Annotated in this window: 12 protein-coding genes; 2 read left to right on the top strand and 10 right to left on the bottom strand. The window is 63.3% G+C overall.

Translation table 11 applies throughout. The features are described from left to right. Positions 1–59: 59 nt before the first annotated feature. The 6 genes from L0U84_RS34885 to L0U84_RS34910 form a co-directional block, all read right to left on the bottom strand. A complete protein-coding gene (locus L0U84_RS34885) occupies positions 60–362 on the bottom strand; it encodes a hypothetical protein (protein WP_233857096.1) in 303 nt (100 codons plus the stop codon). Between the two features lie 497 nt (positions 363–859). After that, positions 860–1828 (bottom strand): lipoyl synthase, encoded by a 969-nt coding sequence (gene lipA, locus L0U84_RS34890; RefSeq protein WP_233857098.1) that lies wholly within the window; start codon positions 1826–1828, stop codon positions 860–862. 5 nt (positions 1829–1833) lie between these two features. Then, the gene (locus L0U84_RS34895; protein WP_233857100.1) at positions 1834–2943 is read right to left on the bottom strand and encodes an acetoin dehydrogenase dihydrolipoyllysine-residue acetyltransferase subunit; all 1110 of its coding nucleotides are present in this window, start codon (positions 2941–2943) and stop codon (positions 1834–1836) included. Between the two features lie 3 nt (positions 2944–2946). Further along, on the bottom strand, positions 2947–3951 hold the full coding sequence (locus L0U84_RS34900) for an alpha-ketoacid dehydrogenase subunit beta (RefSeq protein ID WP_233857102.1): 1005 nt from the start codon (positions 3949–3951) through the stop codon (positions 2947–2949). 86 nt (positions 3952–4037) lie between these two features. After that, positions 4038–5021 carry a thiamine pyrophosphate-dependent dehydrogenase E1 component subunit alpha gene (locus tag L0U84_RS34905; RefSeq protein WP_233857104.1) on the bottom strand — a complete coding sequence of 328 codons (984 nt, stop codon included), beginning with the start codon at positions 5019–5021 and terminating at the stop codon, positions 4038–4040. Positions 5022–5103: 82 nt separating this feature from the next. After that, positions 5104–6159, bottom strand: coding sequence for an ATP-NAD kinase family protein (locus L0U84_RS34910; protein WP_233857106.1), 1056 nt, complete (start codon positions 6157–6159; stop codon positions 5104–5106). Between the two features lie 501 nt (positions 6160–6660). On the opposite strand from L0U84_RS34910, the gene L0U84_RS34915 reads away from it, so the two are divergent. Then, a complete protein-coding gene (locus tag L0U84_RS34915) occupies positions 6661–8601 on the top strand; it encodes a sigma-54-dependent Fis family transcriptional regulator (RefSeq protein WP_233857108.1) in 1941 nt (646 codons plus the stop codon). A 234-nt stretch (positions 8602–8835) separates the two neighbouring features. Beyond that, positions 8836–9636, top strand: a complete 801-nt coding sequence (locus tag L0U84_RS34920) for a flagellar brake protein (RefSeq protein ID WP_233857110.1) — start codon at positions 8836–8838, stop codon at positions 9634–9636. A gap of 41 nt (positions 9637–9677) precedes the next feature. On the opposite strand, the gene L0U84_RS34925 is transcribed toward L0U84_RS34920, so the two are convergent. The 4 genes from L0U84_RS34925 to L0U84_RS34940 form a co-directional block, all read right to left on the bottom strand. Next, positions 9678–10844 (bottom strand): porin, encoded by a 1167-nt coding sequence (locus tag L0U84_RS34925; RefSeq protein ID WP_233857112.1) that lies wholly within the window; start codon positions 10842–10844, stop codon positions 9678–9680. A 136-nt stretch (positions 10845–10980) separates the two neighbouring features. Beyond that, the gene (locus tag L0U84_RS34930; protein WP_233857114.1) at positions 10981–11271 is read right to left on the bottom strand and encodes a hypothetical protein; all 291 of its coding nucleotides are present in this window, start codon (positions 11269–11271) and stop codon (positions 10981–10983) included. A 275-nt stretch (positions 11272–11546) separates the two neighbouring features. Next, positions 11547–12971 carry an ammonium transporter gene (locus L0U84_RS34935; protein WP_233857116.1) on the bottom strand — a complete coding sequence of 475 codons (1425 nt, stop codon included), beginning with the start codon at positions 12969–12971 and terminating at the stop codon, positions 11547–11549. A gap of 26 nt (positions 12972–12997) precedes the next feature. Beyond that, a complete protein-coding gene (locus L0U84_RS34940) occupies positions 12998–13336 on the bottom strand; it encodes a P-II family nitrogen regulator (RefSeq protein WP_129962986.1) in 339 nt (112 codons plus the stop codon). Positions 13337–14186: the final 850 nt, after the last annotated feature.

Raw genomic sequence — 14186 nt, forward strand, 5'->3', positions numbered from 1 at the left:
GCGTTTTGAGAAAGTGCGTTTGATCGTCATTGCTCGCCCGCAATTATCTTCGTTGGCGCTCAAGGCTTGATCTCATCGAGATCGGCGACGATGTTCTCGTTGCCAAGCGCGGCAATCAGCAGCTTTCCGATTGCATCGGCGGGCGCTGTGCCATCGGGCGAATCCGCGCTCGTGGCCCAGACCACGCTCTGCGCAGTGCCGAACGATTCGCTCCAGTTTCCGTTCGGCGATTCGACAAACACGACGGCGCCGGAGGTCTGCGTGTGCGCGAGTAGTTGCATGATCTGCGGCCGTGCCATCGTCACGTAAGCGGGATCGGCGGAAAGGTTGTCGCCGCAGGAGGCGAGTGCGAGCGAGCTCATCAGCGCCAAAGTTCGTACGCAAATTGCGAATGCAGAATAGCCACGGCTAAACACGCGGGTGAGCGTCATTGCTTATTGTCCTTGTTGACTGAGCCGCCCGGCGGCATTACGCAAGTCGGTGAGATAGGCATGCAGGCGCAAATTCGCCGATAAGACTCGATGCTCTGAAGCACACGCCTCCCGCACGGCCGCACATCTGGCGCGCGGCGGCCAACGCGTCCCCTTCGTTTCTTCGCGTTAAATGAATATAGAAGATTGCTTTACGGAATGCAGGCGAATGACTCATCCAATTCAGTCAAAAATGGATGCGTGGCCGAATATAGCGGTTTCAATCTGGGCTTCAGGTATGCCTTGAAACGCTGCAGCAGACGTCGCGCGACTCTGAGGGGTGCGGGTGCGGGCCGAACAGCCGTCGGCTTAGGCCGACTGACCCGTCGGCAAACATCGTCATCTCAGTGAGATTTTTCTCACTATCTCTGACAACCTACAACCCGCATTCAAAGCTTTCCCGCAACCCGATCCGCGTGATACGACGAACGCACGAGCGGCCCCGACACCACTTCCCGGAACCCCATCTTCAAACCTTCGTCGCGCAGCATGTCGAACGTCGTGGGCGACACGTATCGCCGCACCGGCATGTGGTACCGCGACGGCGCGAGGTACTGACCGATCGTCAGCACGTCGACGTCGTGCGCACGCAGATCGCGCATCGTCGCGAGCAATTCGCCGTCGGTTTCGCCGAGGCCGACCATCAGGCCGGATTTGGTCACCACCGCCGCGTTCCGCCGTTTCGCGCGCGCAAGCAGCTCGAGCGAACCGCGATAGTCCGCGCCGGCCCGCGCTGCCCGATACAGCGACGGCACCGTCTCGATGTTGTGGTTGAAGACGTCGGGCCACGCCCCGGACAGCGCATCGAGCGCGCGGTCGATTCGCCCGCGAAAATCGGGCGTCAGGATTTCCACCCGAATGCCCGGCACGCGCTCGCGCACGAGCGCAATGCAGCGCGCGAAGTGCGCGGCGCCGCCGTCGCGCAGGTCGTCGCGGTCCACCGATGTAATCACGACGTAGCGCAGCGCAAGCGCCGCGACGGCATCGGCGAGCCGCGCGGGCTCATCGTCGTCGAGCGCTTGCGGCCGGCCATGCGCAACGTCGCAGAATGCACAGCGCCGCGTGCAGATCCCTCCCATGATCATGAATGTCGCGGTGCGCTGTGCAAAACACTCGCCGATGTTCGGACACATCGCCTCCTCGCAGACCGAATGCAACTTGTGTTCGCGCAGAATCGCCGCCATGCCCGCGACGGTTTCGCTCATCATCGGCCGCGCGTGCAGCCAGGGCGGCTTCGGCAATACGGTCGAATGTTCCGCCGGCACGATCTTCACCGGAATGCGGGCAAGCTTGTCGCGGTTGCGCTTGCCATGCTGGCCAAGCGCCGTGAGGCTGTCGGTATGAGCAGAGGCGTCCATTGCGGTTATCCGAAGAACTCGTTGAGCAGGCGGTTCACTTCCGATGCAGCCTCCATCTGCACCATGTGCCCTTTGCCGTCGATCACGTGCACGCGCACCTGAGCGGGCAGCCCCTGCGCGTGCGAGGCCGGAATGATCTGGTCCTGCGCTCCCCAGATCACCAGCGTGCGCGGCGCGAGCGTGTCGAGCCGCTCGCGATAGACGCGACGCTGCACGCCGCCCTCGAATGCGGACCCGGCAATCTTGCGCAACGCGTCGTTCACGCCTTCGAGCCGCTTGTACTTGACGATGTCTTCGATCAGTTGCCGCGTGACCAGCGACCCGTCGGCGAACAGCTTCACCAGGTGCGGCTTCAACGCGTTGCGGCTGCTGCCCTCGACGAACCCTTCGATGTACTCTCGATTGATCTCGTCGCCGAGCCCCGCGCCCGCGATCAGTGCCAGCGACGCGACGCGTTCGGGCGCCTGCGCGGCGACCGTCATCGACACGGCGCTACCCATCGAATGGCCGACCAGATGCGCGCGCTCGATGCCCCGGTCGTCGAGAAACGCGATCACGCTGTCGGCCAGTTCGTCGAGGCTGCCTGTGTCGAGCGCCTTGCCCGACTCGCCATGCCCCGGCAGATCGAGCGCCCACACGGCGCGGTGTGCGGCGAGATCCGCATGATTGAACAGCCAGTTGTTCAGATCGCCGCCGAAGCCGTGGATCAGCACCGCGGGCGTGCCGCCGTCGCCGATCTTCAGGTAACGCACGGTGCGCCCGCCGATCTGTGCTTTTTCCGGCTGCGGTCCGGCCTCCGCGGTGTCCGCGGTGGCCGGCACGAAGTCGCGCTGGAACGACTCGACCGCAGCATCGATGTCGGCATCGGACGTCTCGGCGTCGGCGACGACACCGAGCAGCGCGCCGATCGGCAGCGTGTCGCCCTGCTGCGCGATCTGTCTGCGCAGCGTGCCGTCGAAAGCGCACTCGACACCCGATGAAATCTTGTCGGTCTCGACGTCGAGTATCTCGTCGCCCTTCGCGACCTTTTCGCCGACCTCCTTCAACCAGCCGTTGACCTGTCCCTGCTCCATCGACAGCCCCCACTTGGGCATCGTGATCATATGAATCGGCATTGCTCAGCTCCTCACTTTCCGCACGGCCGCGGCGATGTTCTCCGCCGACGGGATATACAGGTCTTCGAGCACGCCTGCGAAAGGCGTGGGCGTATGCGGCGCGGTCACGAGTTCGATCGGCGCCTTCAGCGAATGGAACGCTCGCTGCGCGACCAGCGCGGCGATATCGGTCGCGATCGAGCAGCGCGGATTCGCCTCGTCGACCACGACGACGCGCCCGGTGCGCTCAGCGCTTTCGAGGATCGTCTCCTCGTCGAGCGGCGAGGTCGTGCGCAAATCGATCACCTCGGCCTGGATGCCCTCTTTCGCGAGTTTTTCGGCGGCATCCGTCGCGTGGTGAACCATGCGGCCATAGGTGACGATGGTCGCGTCGTCGCCATCGCGCACCACGTTCGCTTCGCCGAACGGAATCGCATACGACTCTTCCGGCACGTCGCCCTCGCGGCCATACAGCAGCTTGTGCTCGCAGAAGATGACCGGGTCGTTGTCGCGAATCGCCTGGATCAGCAGGCCCTTCGCGTCGTACGGCGTCGACGGGCACACTACTTTCAGCCCAGGTACGTGGGTGAACAACGACGTCAGCATCTGCGAGTGCTGTGCGGCCGCGCGCAGGCCAGCGCCCTGCATCGTGCGAATCACGACCGGCGTCACTGCCTTGCCGCCGAACATATAGCGAAACTTCGCGGCCTGATTGAAGATCTGGTCGAAGCACACACCCATGAAATCGATAAACATCAGCTCGGCCACCGGACGTAGGCCGCATGCGGCCGCGCCGACCGCCGCGCCGATGAAGCCGCCTTCGGACAGCGGCGTGTCGAGCACGCGCCCCGGATACTTATGAAAGAGCCCTTTGGTCACACCGAGCACACCGCCCCACGCATCCTGTTCCCCTGGTGAGCCGGCGCCGCCCGCGTTGTCCTCGCCCATTACGATGACGGTTTCGTCGCGCGCCATCTCCTGGCTCAGCGCTTCGTTGATCGCCTGTGAAAACGTGATCTTCCGTGCCATGACTGTCTCCTGTCGATCGGAGTTAGCGCTTTAGTGCTTATTCCGATCCCATGCAAAGCTGAAGGTTGATTGGTTCGCACTGCGAATTACGGATAGGACACGTAGACGTCGGTCAGCAGATCCGCGGCCGTCGGCAACGGCGCAGCCTTCGCTTCACTCACCGCGCCGTCGATCAACTGCTTCACCTTGGCATCGACGCCGCGCAGATCGTCAGCGCTTAGCATTTCGGCGCGCACCACGCGCTCCTCGAAACGCTTCAGGCAGTCTTTTTCGTCGCGCAGCTTTTGCACTTCGCCGGGCGCGCGATACGTTTGCGCATCGCCTTCGAAGTGACCGAAATAGCGCGAAAGCTTCACTTCGACGAGCGTCGGACCGCCGCCGCCGCGCGCCCGCTCGATTGCTGCACCGAGCGCCTCGTGCACCGCGAAGAAATCGAAGCCGTCGACGATCACGCCGGGCATGCCAAAGCCGCTCGCGCGGTCGGCGATGTTGTCGGCAGCGACCGACCACGTCGACGACGTCGCCTCCGCATAGCCGTTGTTCTCCGCGACGAAGATCGCGGGCAGGCGCCACACGGAAGCGAGATTCATCGATTCGAAGATCACGCCCTGGTTCGACGCGCCGTCCCCGAAGAAGCACACGCCCACGCCGCCGGTCTTTTTGAGCTTCGCGGCGAGCGCCGCTCCGCACACGAGCGGACCACCCGCGCCGACGATCCCGTTGGCGCCGAGCATCCCTTTCGACAGATCGGCGATATGCATCGAGCCGCCCTTGCCGCGGCACACGCCGGTGCTGCGTCCGTAGATCTCGGCCATCATGCCGCGCACGTCTACGCCCTTCGCGATGCAGTGGCCATGACCACGGTGCGTGGTCGCGACATAGTCCGCGTCGTTCAGATGCATCATCGTGCCGACCGCCGACGCCTCCTCGCCGGCATACAGATGCACGAAGCCGGGTATCTCGCCGGTGGCGAATTCGACGTGCAAACGTTCCTCGAACTCGCGGATCGTGCGCATCATCCGGTACGCTTCCAGCAGCTTTTCCTTGCTCAACTGCGTCGATACAGACATGGTGTGTCTCCTGGGAATGATCTTGATGGTCACTGCTACTTCAACCTGCTTTGCTTCAGGCGTTCGCATCCTCCTGAGTTGATTACCTGCGACGCGCCGCCGCTTCGCGCATCAGCTGCCGCGACGCGCAATAGCGCAGCGTGCGGCCGACATCGACGGTGAGCGGTCCCGCCCAGTCGAGCGCGATCTCGTAGCGGTCGTCGCGTTCGAGCTCGATCTCGCGCTCGCCGTCGAAGGCGAGCGTTCCCTGTTCGGTATGCAGCGGCGTCCAGCGGCCAGTTTCGAAGCGCTCGCAGGTGCGCATCGTCACCCGGTCGACGCGGCCCGGCGCAAGCGGCGCGAAGATCGGCACGCCGGATTCGCCCGCGCGCGCGAACGTCAGATGCAGCCCGTAGGGCGCGCTGCGCTCGACCGGCGCCCACGCGCCGCCGATCGACGACAGGCCGATCCCATCCGGCGCCGCGAACGTCAGAAACAGCGCTTCGATATCCGCCGGCTCGCAGACGGCCCGCGCACCGACGAAGCGCTGGCGGCTCACGCACACATCGACCAGCGCGATTTCCTCGCGCCCCTCGTTGGGACCCGCGACGCAGCGGACCACGAGACGCTTGTTGCGCGTCAGTGCGACCTCGGGCGGCACGAGTTCCGAAGCGGCGAGCGCACCCGCGAGTCCCGCCACCGTCGCTTCGCGCAATTCCGGAAACGCGTTGTTGGTCCCCGTCGACAGCGTCAGCAGCGGCACGTCGCCGCAATGCGCGGCGACCGCGCGATGCGTGCCGTCGCCGCCCAGCACCGCGATCAGATCGACACCCAGGCCGACCATCCGCGCGACACCCGCGTGGGTGTCCGCCGCGCTGTCCGTGATCGGCAGCTCGAGGAATTCGACGCTGGGCCACGGCTGCCGCTCGGCCACGGCCGCATGCGTTTCGAGCGCACGCAGCACCAGGGCGGCGACACCGGTCTGGTCGCGCAACGTCAGCACGCGAGCGACGCCGAGCATGCCGAGACCCGCGAGCAGGCGCACGACCATGTTCGCTTTCTCGGCGGTCGGAAACACCGAAGCGTGCGTGGTGAGGCGTCGAATATCGCGGCCCGATGCGGGGTTCGCGATCACGCCGACGGTGATGGGTAATGACACTGGCTTGTCTCCTGTGCGCGAGTCGCGAAGCGGACCTGCTGTGATGAAGTGCGCTTGCTTCCGCGTTTGCTGCCGCGCTTGCTGCCGCGTTTGCTGCCGCGTTTGCTTTCGTGTTTGCTGTCGCGTTTGCTTTCGTCTGCCAGCCATACTGCAAAGGTCGGGCCAGTTGCTCGCGCGCCGTGCGCATGCGGCGCAAGCGTCGTATTCAAAGGGCAGACGCGGGGGTCTGGCGTTCGCGGCCGCTGTCATCAGACCTGCGCTGCGCAGTTCACTGTGTCTCACGCGCATGTCCGGCGATGCGGCAAGAGCCTCGACGCGCGCCGCGATGCATGCGCGGTACCGCGCCAGACAGGGGTTTGCTCGATGCGACCAGCGTCTCGCCCAGCGCTGAGACGTTCGTCTCACGCCCCTTATGTGCTGCGCCGCAATGTGATTGCTCGTTGTGGATGTGCTACAAGTCAGGGACGCGCCCTACTCGGTGTCGCTCGCCTGGAGCCGGCCATGCCCTACGTTTCTCAAACGCAGCACATCGATCGCGTCCGCGGGGCCATCGAAGGACGCCTGCCCGCGCCCGCGAATTCGCCGCGCCTCGTGTCGTCGTGGCAGCGTTCGTACGAGCAGTACCGGCTCGACCCCAGCTCCGTGATCGGCCCGCGCGTGCTGAGCTCCGCCGAGCTGCGCGAAGTCCAGGGCAAGGAGGAAGCCTTTCTACGCGCGTCGGGCCAGTGCCTGACGCGGCTGCACGAAATGATTCGCGTCGCCGACTATTGCGTGATGCTGTCCGACGCGCACGGCGTCACGATCGACTATCGGATCGACCGCGACCGGCGCAACGATTTCAAGCATGCGGGGCTGTATATCGGCTCGTGCTGGTCCGAGCGCGAAGAAGGCACGTGCGGCATTGCGAACGTGCTCACCGATCTCGCGCCGATCACCGTGCACAAGACCGATCACTTCCGGGCCGCGTTCACGACGCTCACGTGCAGCGCCTCGCCGATCTTCGCGCCGACCGGCGAGTTGATCGGCGTGCTCGATGCATCGGCGATTCAATCGCCCGACAACCGCGACAGCCAGGGACTGGTTTTTCAACTGGTGCGGCAAAGCGCGAGTTTGATCGAGGATGGTTACTTCCTGAATCAGACCGCACAGCACTGGATCCTGTTCGGCCATCAAAGCCGCCATTTCGTCGAAGCTCAACCCGAAGCGCTGATCGCATTCGACGAATGCGGCAACATCGTCGCCGCGAACCGCAAGGCGCACGAGAGTATCGCGGGCCTCGAAGGTCCGCGTCACATCGACGAGATATTCGACACGTCCGAGGTCCGTCTGCACGACGTCGCGCGCACCGACATGATCGTGGCGCTGCGGCTGCGCGCGACCGGCGCGATGCTGTATGCACGCATTCGCGCTCCGATGAGACGCGCGGCTCGCCCGCTCGTCACACCCCGGCCGGGCGATCTGCAAGCGGGCAACAGCATCGGCGCGATGAGCCGCTTTCTGCACAGCTCGGACGAACGGATCGCGCGCAATGCGGAAGTCGCATTGCGGATCTCCGGCAAGCGACTTCCGGTTCTGCTGCTCGGCGAAACCGGCGTGGGCAAGGAGGTGTTCGCGCACGCGGTGCATGATTCGGGTTCGCGGCGCACGCGGCCGTTCGTCGCCGTGAATTGCGGCGCGATTCCGGAGCCGCTGATCGAGAGCGAACTGTTCGGTTATGCGCCCGGCGCCTTCACCGGTGCGCGCAGCCGAGGCGCGCGCGGCAAGATCGCGCTCGCGCACGGCGGCACGCTGTTTCTCGATGAGATCGGCGACATGCCGCTCGGCCTGCAAACACGCCTGCTGCGCGTGCTGGCCGAGGGTGAAGTGGTGCCGCTCGGCGGCGATACGCCGGTGCGCGTCGATATCGATGTGATCTGCGCGACGCACCGCGATCTGATGCAGATGGTCGAAGCGGGATCATTCCGCGAGGATCTCTACTATCGCCTGAGCGGTGCGACTCTGCGGATACCGCCACTGCGCGAGCGAGCCGACATCCGCGATGTGATCGATACGGTGTTCAACGAGGAAGCCCAGGCGGCCAGCCATGTGCTGATGCTCGATCCGCAATTCGCCGAGCGTCTTGCCGCTTTCGCGTGGCCCGGCAACATCCGGCAACTGCGCAACGTGCTGCGCTATGCGTGCGCGGTCTGCGATTCGGCTCGTGTCGAGATGCGGCACGTGTCGCCGGACTTCGCGGCGCAACTCGCGCCCGCCTTCGCGCCTGTCCTCGCGGCGGACTCCACGTCGCCGGCCAGCCCCGACGACGAACGGGCGCGCATCGTCGCGGCCCTCACGCGTTGCCAGTGGCGTCCCAACGCCGCCGCGTCGGCTCTAGGCATGTCGCGCGCGACGCTGTACCGGCGCATCGCCCGGCTGGGCATCGTCGGACCACATCGCGCATAGGCGGCATCCCTATTGCCGAAAGTCGCTTTGACGGTATATCGATCCGTCGGTAAGATGGTATAAAAAATATAGCAGTCTAGAACAAGTGCCTTAAAACAGAATAACGGGTGAACAATGCCTGAGAGCAAGCACGACGAGGGTCCAAGCAGCACGAAAACTGTAGCGCCGTTGGCCGGCGAAGAATTACCGATCGGGGAGCCACTTCCGTGGCGCGTCGTAGACCAGGATGGCAGCGTGCTGCTTCGTGCCGGCACGATTCTGTGCCGCGAATCCCAGCGCAATTTCCTGCTGTCACACTTCCATCCTCGGCGCGGCGACGCAACTGCATTCCAGCAGAACTCGCGCAACGCCGAGCCGCATCCGGTCACGCTCGAAGACATGCACCTGACCATCGGTGCGCTGCTCGGCATGCGCAGCCAGATCGGCATGGGCCGGGCGATGCATGCGAGCCGGGTCATCGGTTTCAGTCCGAGCCATACGCTGTTCGTCACACCGCCCGTGGTCGGCGGTCAGCCCTTGATGCCGATGCCCGGCGAGAACGTCGAGATCGTTGCGGTCACTACCCAGGCGGTGTTCTGGTTCGTGTGTACCGTCGAGACGGTTTGCACGCACCCATTCGACTACCTGGTGCTGTCCGCGCCGGGCAACATCCGGCAGTTGCGGGAGCGTAAAGCGGTGCGTGTGCGCACGCATCTCGCCGTGCGCCATGGAATCGATTTGACGGGTCCCGCGCTCGATGGAATGGGAGTGGGCTGCGATCTTAGCGTGTTCGGCATGTCGCTCGCGACGAGCGCGCCGATCGGAAGGATCGGCGAGCGCCTGCGCGTTGCGCTTCAACTCACGACGCGAAGTGTCGACACGGAATTCTCGGCTGTCGCCGTCATCCGTAACGTTCAGACCGGAACGACTCCAGCGGCGCTCTGCACGCATGGCCTCGAATTCGAAGGCTTGAGTCCGGAGCAGCAACTCGCGCTGAAAGCCTTCGTGTTCGACAAGCAGGACGCGATTTCGTACTGGGCCGCCCACGCGGCTTAGCCGCGCCGACGACCTACCAGTGGCGAAAGGCGATCAGTAGCTCAGAACTGGTGTCGCAGTCCCACGGTGACCGCGACCTGCGTGCCCGTCGACGATGGCGAAAGCGTATTGATCATCGCCTCCGCGAGCACGGAATCGGCCGGCGCCCCATGAACATGCTGATAGACGCCTTCCAGGTACACGTCGGTACGTTTGCTCAACGAATAGTCGGTCTGCAGCATGACCGAATTCCATTTCGGCGAGGCGTTCGTGGCCCCCTGGTTGTAGGCGCCGTCAGTGAACGTATAGGCACCGGATACGCTCCACGCAGGCGTCACCGAGTAGTGCGCGTTCACCTCGTAATTGTCCAGTCGCAGATTGCCGCCAAGCGGCAGATAGCTACCCAGGCCCAGCGAGATGACGCCCGCCATGTTGTCGATCTGAGTATGGCTCCACAGTAGTCCGACGGTTGCGGGACCGAACGTGTAATTGCCGCCTGCACCCCAGATACGCTGGCGCTCCGCGATGAAGTTCGCGCTGCCGTCGCCCTGCGCGATTGCCCCGTTTGGATTCGTGCCGGATACGCCGCCGCCCGCGTTATTGAACTGCAGGTATCCACCTGCAAGATTCACCGGGCCCTGGGCATAACCTACGCTAAAGCCGTACGCGCGATTGTCCGCGAATCCTCCCGCCTTGTTGCTGAACGAATACATGCCTTCGAACGTCACGCCGGCATAGGTGGGGCTCACGTACTTGACCGAGTTGTTGACCACCACCGAGTCGGCCGCCAGGTTGTCGTTCTCGAACGGGTGTGCGGCGAGGTTACCGCCCCACGTATTGCTGCCCGCGGAGATCGGTCCGAGCTGGTCGTTCAGCACATCGAACTGGCGGCCGAACGTCACGGTGCCGAGATTATCGCTTTGCAACCCAACCCAGGCCTGCGAACCGAACCCATCACCCGGAAAGGCCTGGCTACCGTTGTTCAGATTGAAGCCCTGCTCGAGTTTGAACGTCGTGCGGACACCGCCTCCCAGATCTTCAGTACCCTTGAGGCCGAATACCGTATTCTGCGTGGAGCTGGTCGCCATTTGCCAATTGCTATGACCGGCCTGGTTGTTGGTATAGATCAGTCCCGTGTCGATAAGCCCGTACAGGGTCACGCTGCTTTGCGCATACGCGGAAACCGAAAATGCACCGAGGACCCCGATTGCCAGCAAGGTTTTTTTCATGCCTTTATGCCCCATTTGCGATTGCAGAAAAATAGAACAGCTCTTTTTTAATTGGACTTCGATCCCGGCAGGTATCACCAGGAATGCGCAGTTCGCGCCGATCCGCTTCTATAACTAAATGCGTTTTCCAATCGCCTCAAACAAGCAGAATGGCCACTAGCTGACCGGCGGTCGCAATAACGACTGCCAGATCAACCGGATTAGCCAGAAGGAAGCCGAGAAAATCTGAATCGACAGCGCGCGTGCGCCACACTCCGACAAAGCCGACCGACAGAATCAGACCGAATAAAAGGTCGAATCCAAATCCCGCGGCGACCCATTTGTTATGCCTGACGACATGTTCAGCGAATGCGAACATTGCCAAAAAGGCGATTTGAGATATGAGAACAACCAGTACGACGACTTGCTGCTGATTATTCTTTTTCATCGGCTGGCGGAAATCCGGTTGCTCGAACCCGGCACGACCTCCTCGCTCGTCCGGCCGAACTTCGGCAGTACGGGCGCGTACCGGGCAGACACCCGCATGCCCTCAAGTACGAAGGGTGCTTCGACTTCAGTCGCGGCCTGGCCGCTGTAAGCGCCAGGCCCCCAACCCCAGGGCACGCAGGCGCGCTGCCGCGCATGGCAGCGATGCCCGCGGGTACGGGCCACCCCCAAGGACAGGCGATGACCGTCGTACCCGCTCCGTGCGCGCCGCAACCGTTATTCGACCGCCTCGCCATGCAGGACCAGGTCCAGTCCTTCGCGCTCTTCTTCCTCGGCGACACGCAACCCCATCACGGCGTCGATTGCCTTGAGCAGGACGAACGAAACCACCCCGCTGTAGATCAGCGTCGTCGCGACACCCTTGAGTTGCAGCACCACGTCGCCGTCCGCGCCGCCGATATCCTTGACCGCGAACACGCCAGTTAGAATCGCGCCCACGATCCCGCCTACGCAGTGCACACCGAACGCGTCGAGCGAATCGTCGTAGCCGAGCTTGTGCTTGAGCCACGTGGCCGACCAGAAGCAGACCACACCCGCGACGAAGCCGATCACCAGCGCGCCGAGCGTGCCGACGAAGCCCGACGCCGGCGTCACCGCCACCAGACCCGCGACCGCGCCCGATACGATACCGAGCACCGACGGCTTACCCTTGGCTGCCCATTCGGCGAACATCCATGCCAGCGCCGCCGCGGCGGTCGCCACCTGCGTCGCGAACATCGCGAAACCGGCACGGCCGTCCGCTGCCACCGCCGAACCCGCGTTGAAGCCGAACCAGCCCACCCACAGCATCGCACCACCGATCAGCGTGAGCGTCAGGTTGTGCGGCGCCATCGCTTCCCGGCCATAGCCGACGCGCTTGCCGAGCACCAGACAGCACACCAGACCCGCGATACCGGCGTTGATGTGCACCACCGTGCCGCCCGCGAAGTCGAGGATGCCAGCGCTAGCCAGCCAGCCGCTCGGTTCCCACACCATGTGCGCGATCGGCGAGTAGACGATGATCGACCACAGCGTCATGAACACCAGCATCGCCGAGAACTTCATGCGGTCCGCGAACGCACCGGTGATCAGCGCCGGCGTGATGATCGCGAAGGTCATCTGATAGACGAAGTAGACCGTCTCGGGGATCGTCGGCGCGAGGTGGCTGACGGTCAGCGTCGTGGCCTTGTCGCCCTTGATGTAGTTCATGCCCGTCATGAACACCCGCGAGAAGCCGCCGATGAACGAGCCGCCCGGCGTGAACGCGAGGCTGTAGCCCACCACGGTCCAGACGATCGTCACGACACAGGTGATCGCGAAGCTTTGCATCAGCGTCGCCAGCACGTTCTTCTTGCGGACCATGCCGCCGTAGAACAGCGCGAGGCCCGGGATCGTCATGAACAGCACCAGCGCGGTGGAGGTCAGCATCCACGCGGTGTCGCCGGAGTTGATCTTCGATGAATCGACCGAGAACGGTGCGGTTGGGGCGGCCGGCGCCGATGCGGCGGCATCCGCCGCGGCCGGTGCCGCGGGAGTCGCGGACGCTTGCGCGACCGCCACGGAGGCGGCCGCTGGCGCCGACGCGTCGTCCGCGAATGCGGTCCCGACACCGCCCGCGAGCAATGAGCCGGCCATCAACAAAGTCATCAACAGTTTGCGCATCTCTCTTTCCTCTTGTCGCTATTTCTTTATAAGGCGTCCGCGCCGGTCTCGCCGGTGCGGATCCGGATCACCTGTTCTATCGGCATGACGAAGATCTTGCCGTCACCGATCTTGCCGGTACGCGCCGAACGCTCGAGCGCTTCGATAGCCTGATCGACGATGTCATCCGGGACGGCGACTTCGATCTTCACTTTCGGCAGGAAATCGACGACGTACTCGGCGCCCCGATACAGTTCGGTGTGCCCTTTCTGACGCCCAAAGCCTTTGACCTCCGTCACCGTGATTCCAGAGACACCAAGCGATGACAAGGCTTCTCGAGCCTCATCAAGCTTGAATGGCTTGATGACCGCACTTATTAGTTTCAATTTGCCTCTCCGTTGATCGCCCAACCCGATGCTGGCCGCGAATAACCGTGGCTCAGCGCGCGGAGACGTTCAAAGCAACTGTCATGCCAATTCGCGAGAATGGCATTGGAGCGGGGAGTTGTCGGAGAAGCCGCGCTTCCGTTCCTTCGGCGGTTAGATGGATGTCGTGGGGAGGGCAACGGGATTTGGCGGCAGAACTGTCGGAAGGCTTCCTGGCAGAATTCGGCGTGCGGACGAATGGACCCAGGCACCATGTGCGAGCGCGCTCTCCTGTCGTCGGTCCAATAGCGGGCATGTGTGCACGGTTCTGCCGCCAGCTATTACATATTCATTAGATTTCGTAAAGTGCCGTAAGCTGTTGTATATATGAAGGAAAGCCGGCATTTTGAGTTGTGCGGATAGCGACTGAAATGCACAAGCGATGCCAAATAAAATCGACGGTTTATAACGCGATTCCAGACGAGGCATTTTCTCGCCTCTTGTTGCCTCGGTGGACTCCGCATCTGATTTCGTTGCTGAGGAGCGGGAAGGTCAAACATGTCGGCGTCTCAAATCATGACCTGAGCGAAATCAAGCTCGCCGACCACATCCTTGGCGAAGCAGGGTAAGCCCAATCGCGGCGGATGACTGAGTCCGAAACGGCACTTTCCATCGGTTGCAAGGTTGTTATTCGGCCATCTATTTTCTTTATCGAATCGTTCTCAACGGCAAGGTCGGACCGAGGAACGGCCAAACCAGACGGGATACCGTGCCGAGTCTATCCGGCGGGCTTTCCAGATCTGGCACCGTCCGTTCAAGTAGGCATCCAGCGTTAGTCTAGTGGCGATTACGCCCGGAATCTTTGCGTTTA

It is taken from the genome of Paraburkholderia sp. HD33-4 (assembly GCF_021390635.1).
GTDB lineage: Bacteria > Pseudomonadota > Gammaproteobacteria > Burkholderiales > Burkholderiaceae > Paraburkholderia.

Excerpts from the sequence above, each read along its gene's own strand:
- L0U84_RS34925 (WP_233857112.1), bottom strand. The coding sequence starts at position 10,844 with ATGAAAAAAACCTTGCTGGCAATCGGGGTCCTCGGTGCATTTTCGGTT.
- L0U84_RS34905 (WP_233857104.1), bottom strand. The coding sequence starts at position 5,021 with ATGTCTGTATCGACGCAGTTGAGCAAGGAAAAGCTGCTGGAAGCGTAC.
- L0U84_RS34900 (WP_233857102.1), bottom strand. The coding sequence starts at position 3,951 with ATGGCACGGAAGATCACGTTTTCACAGGCGATCAACGAAGCGCTGAGC.
- lipA (WP_233857098.1), bottom strand. The coding sequence starts at position 1,828 with ATGGACGCCTCTGCTCATACCGACAGCCTCACGGCGCTTGGCCAGCAT.
- L0U84_RS34885 (WP_233857096.1), bottom strand. The coding sequence starts at position 362 with ATGAGCTCGCTCGCACTCGCCTCCTGCGGCGACAACCTTTCCGCCGAT.
- L0U84_RS34930 (WP_233857114.1), bottom strand. The coding sequence starts at position 11,271 with ATGAAAAAGAATAATCAGCAGCAAGTCGTCGTACTGGTTGTTCTCATA.
- L0U84_RS34935 (WP_233857116.1), bottom strand. The coding sequence starts at position 12,971 with ATGCGCAAACTGTTGATGACTTTGTTGATGGCCGGCTCATTGCTCGCG.
- L0U84_RS34915 (WP_233857108.1), top strand. The coding sequence starts at position 6,661 with ATGCCCTACGTTTCTCAAACGCAGCACATCGATCGCGTCCGCGGGGCC.
- L0U84_RS34895 (WP_233857100.1), bottom strand. The coding sequence starts at position 2,943 with ATGCCGATTCATATGATCACGATGCCCAAGTGGGGGCTGTCGATGGAG.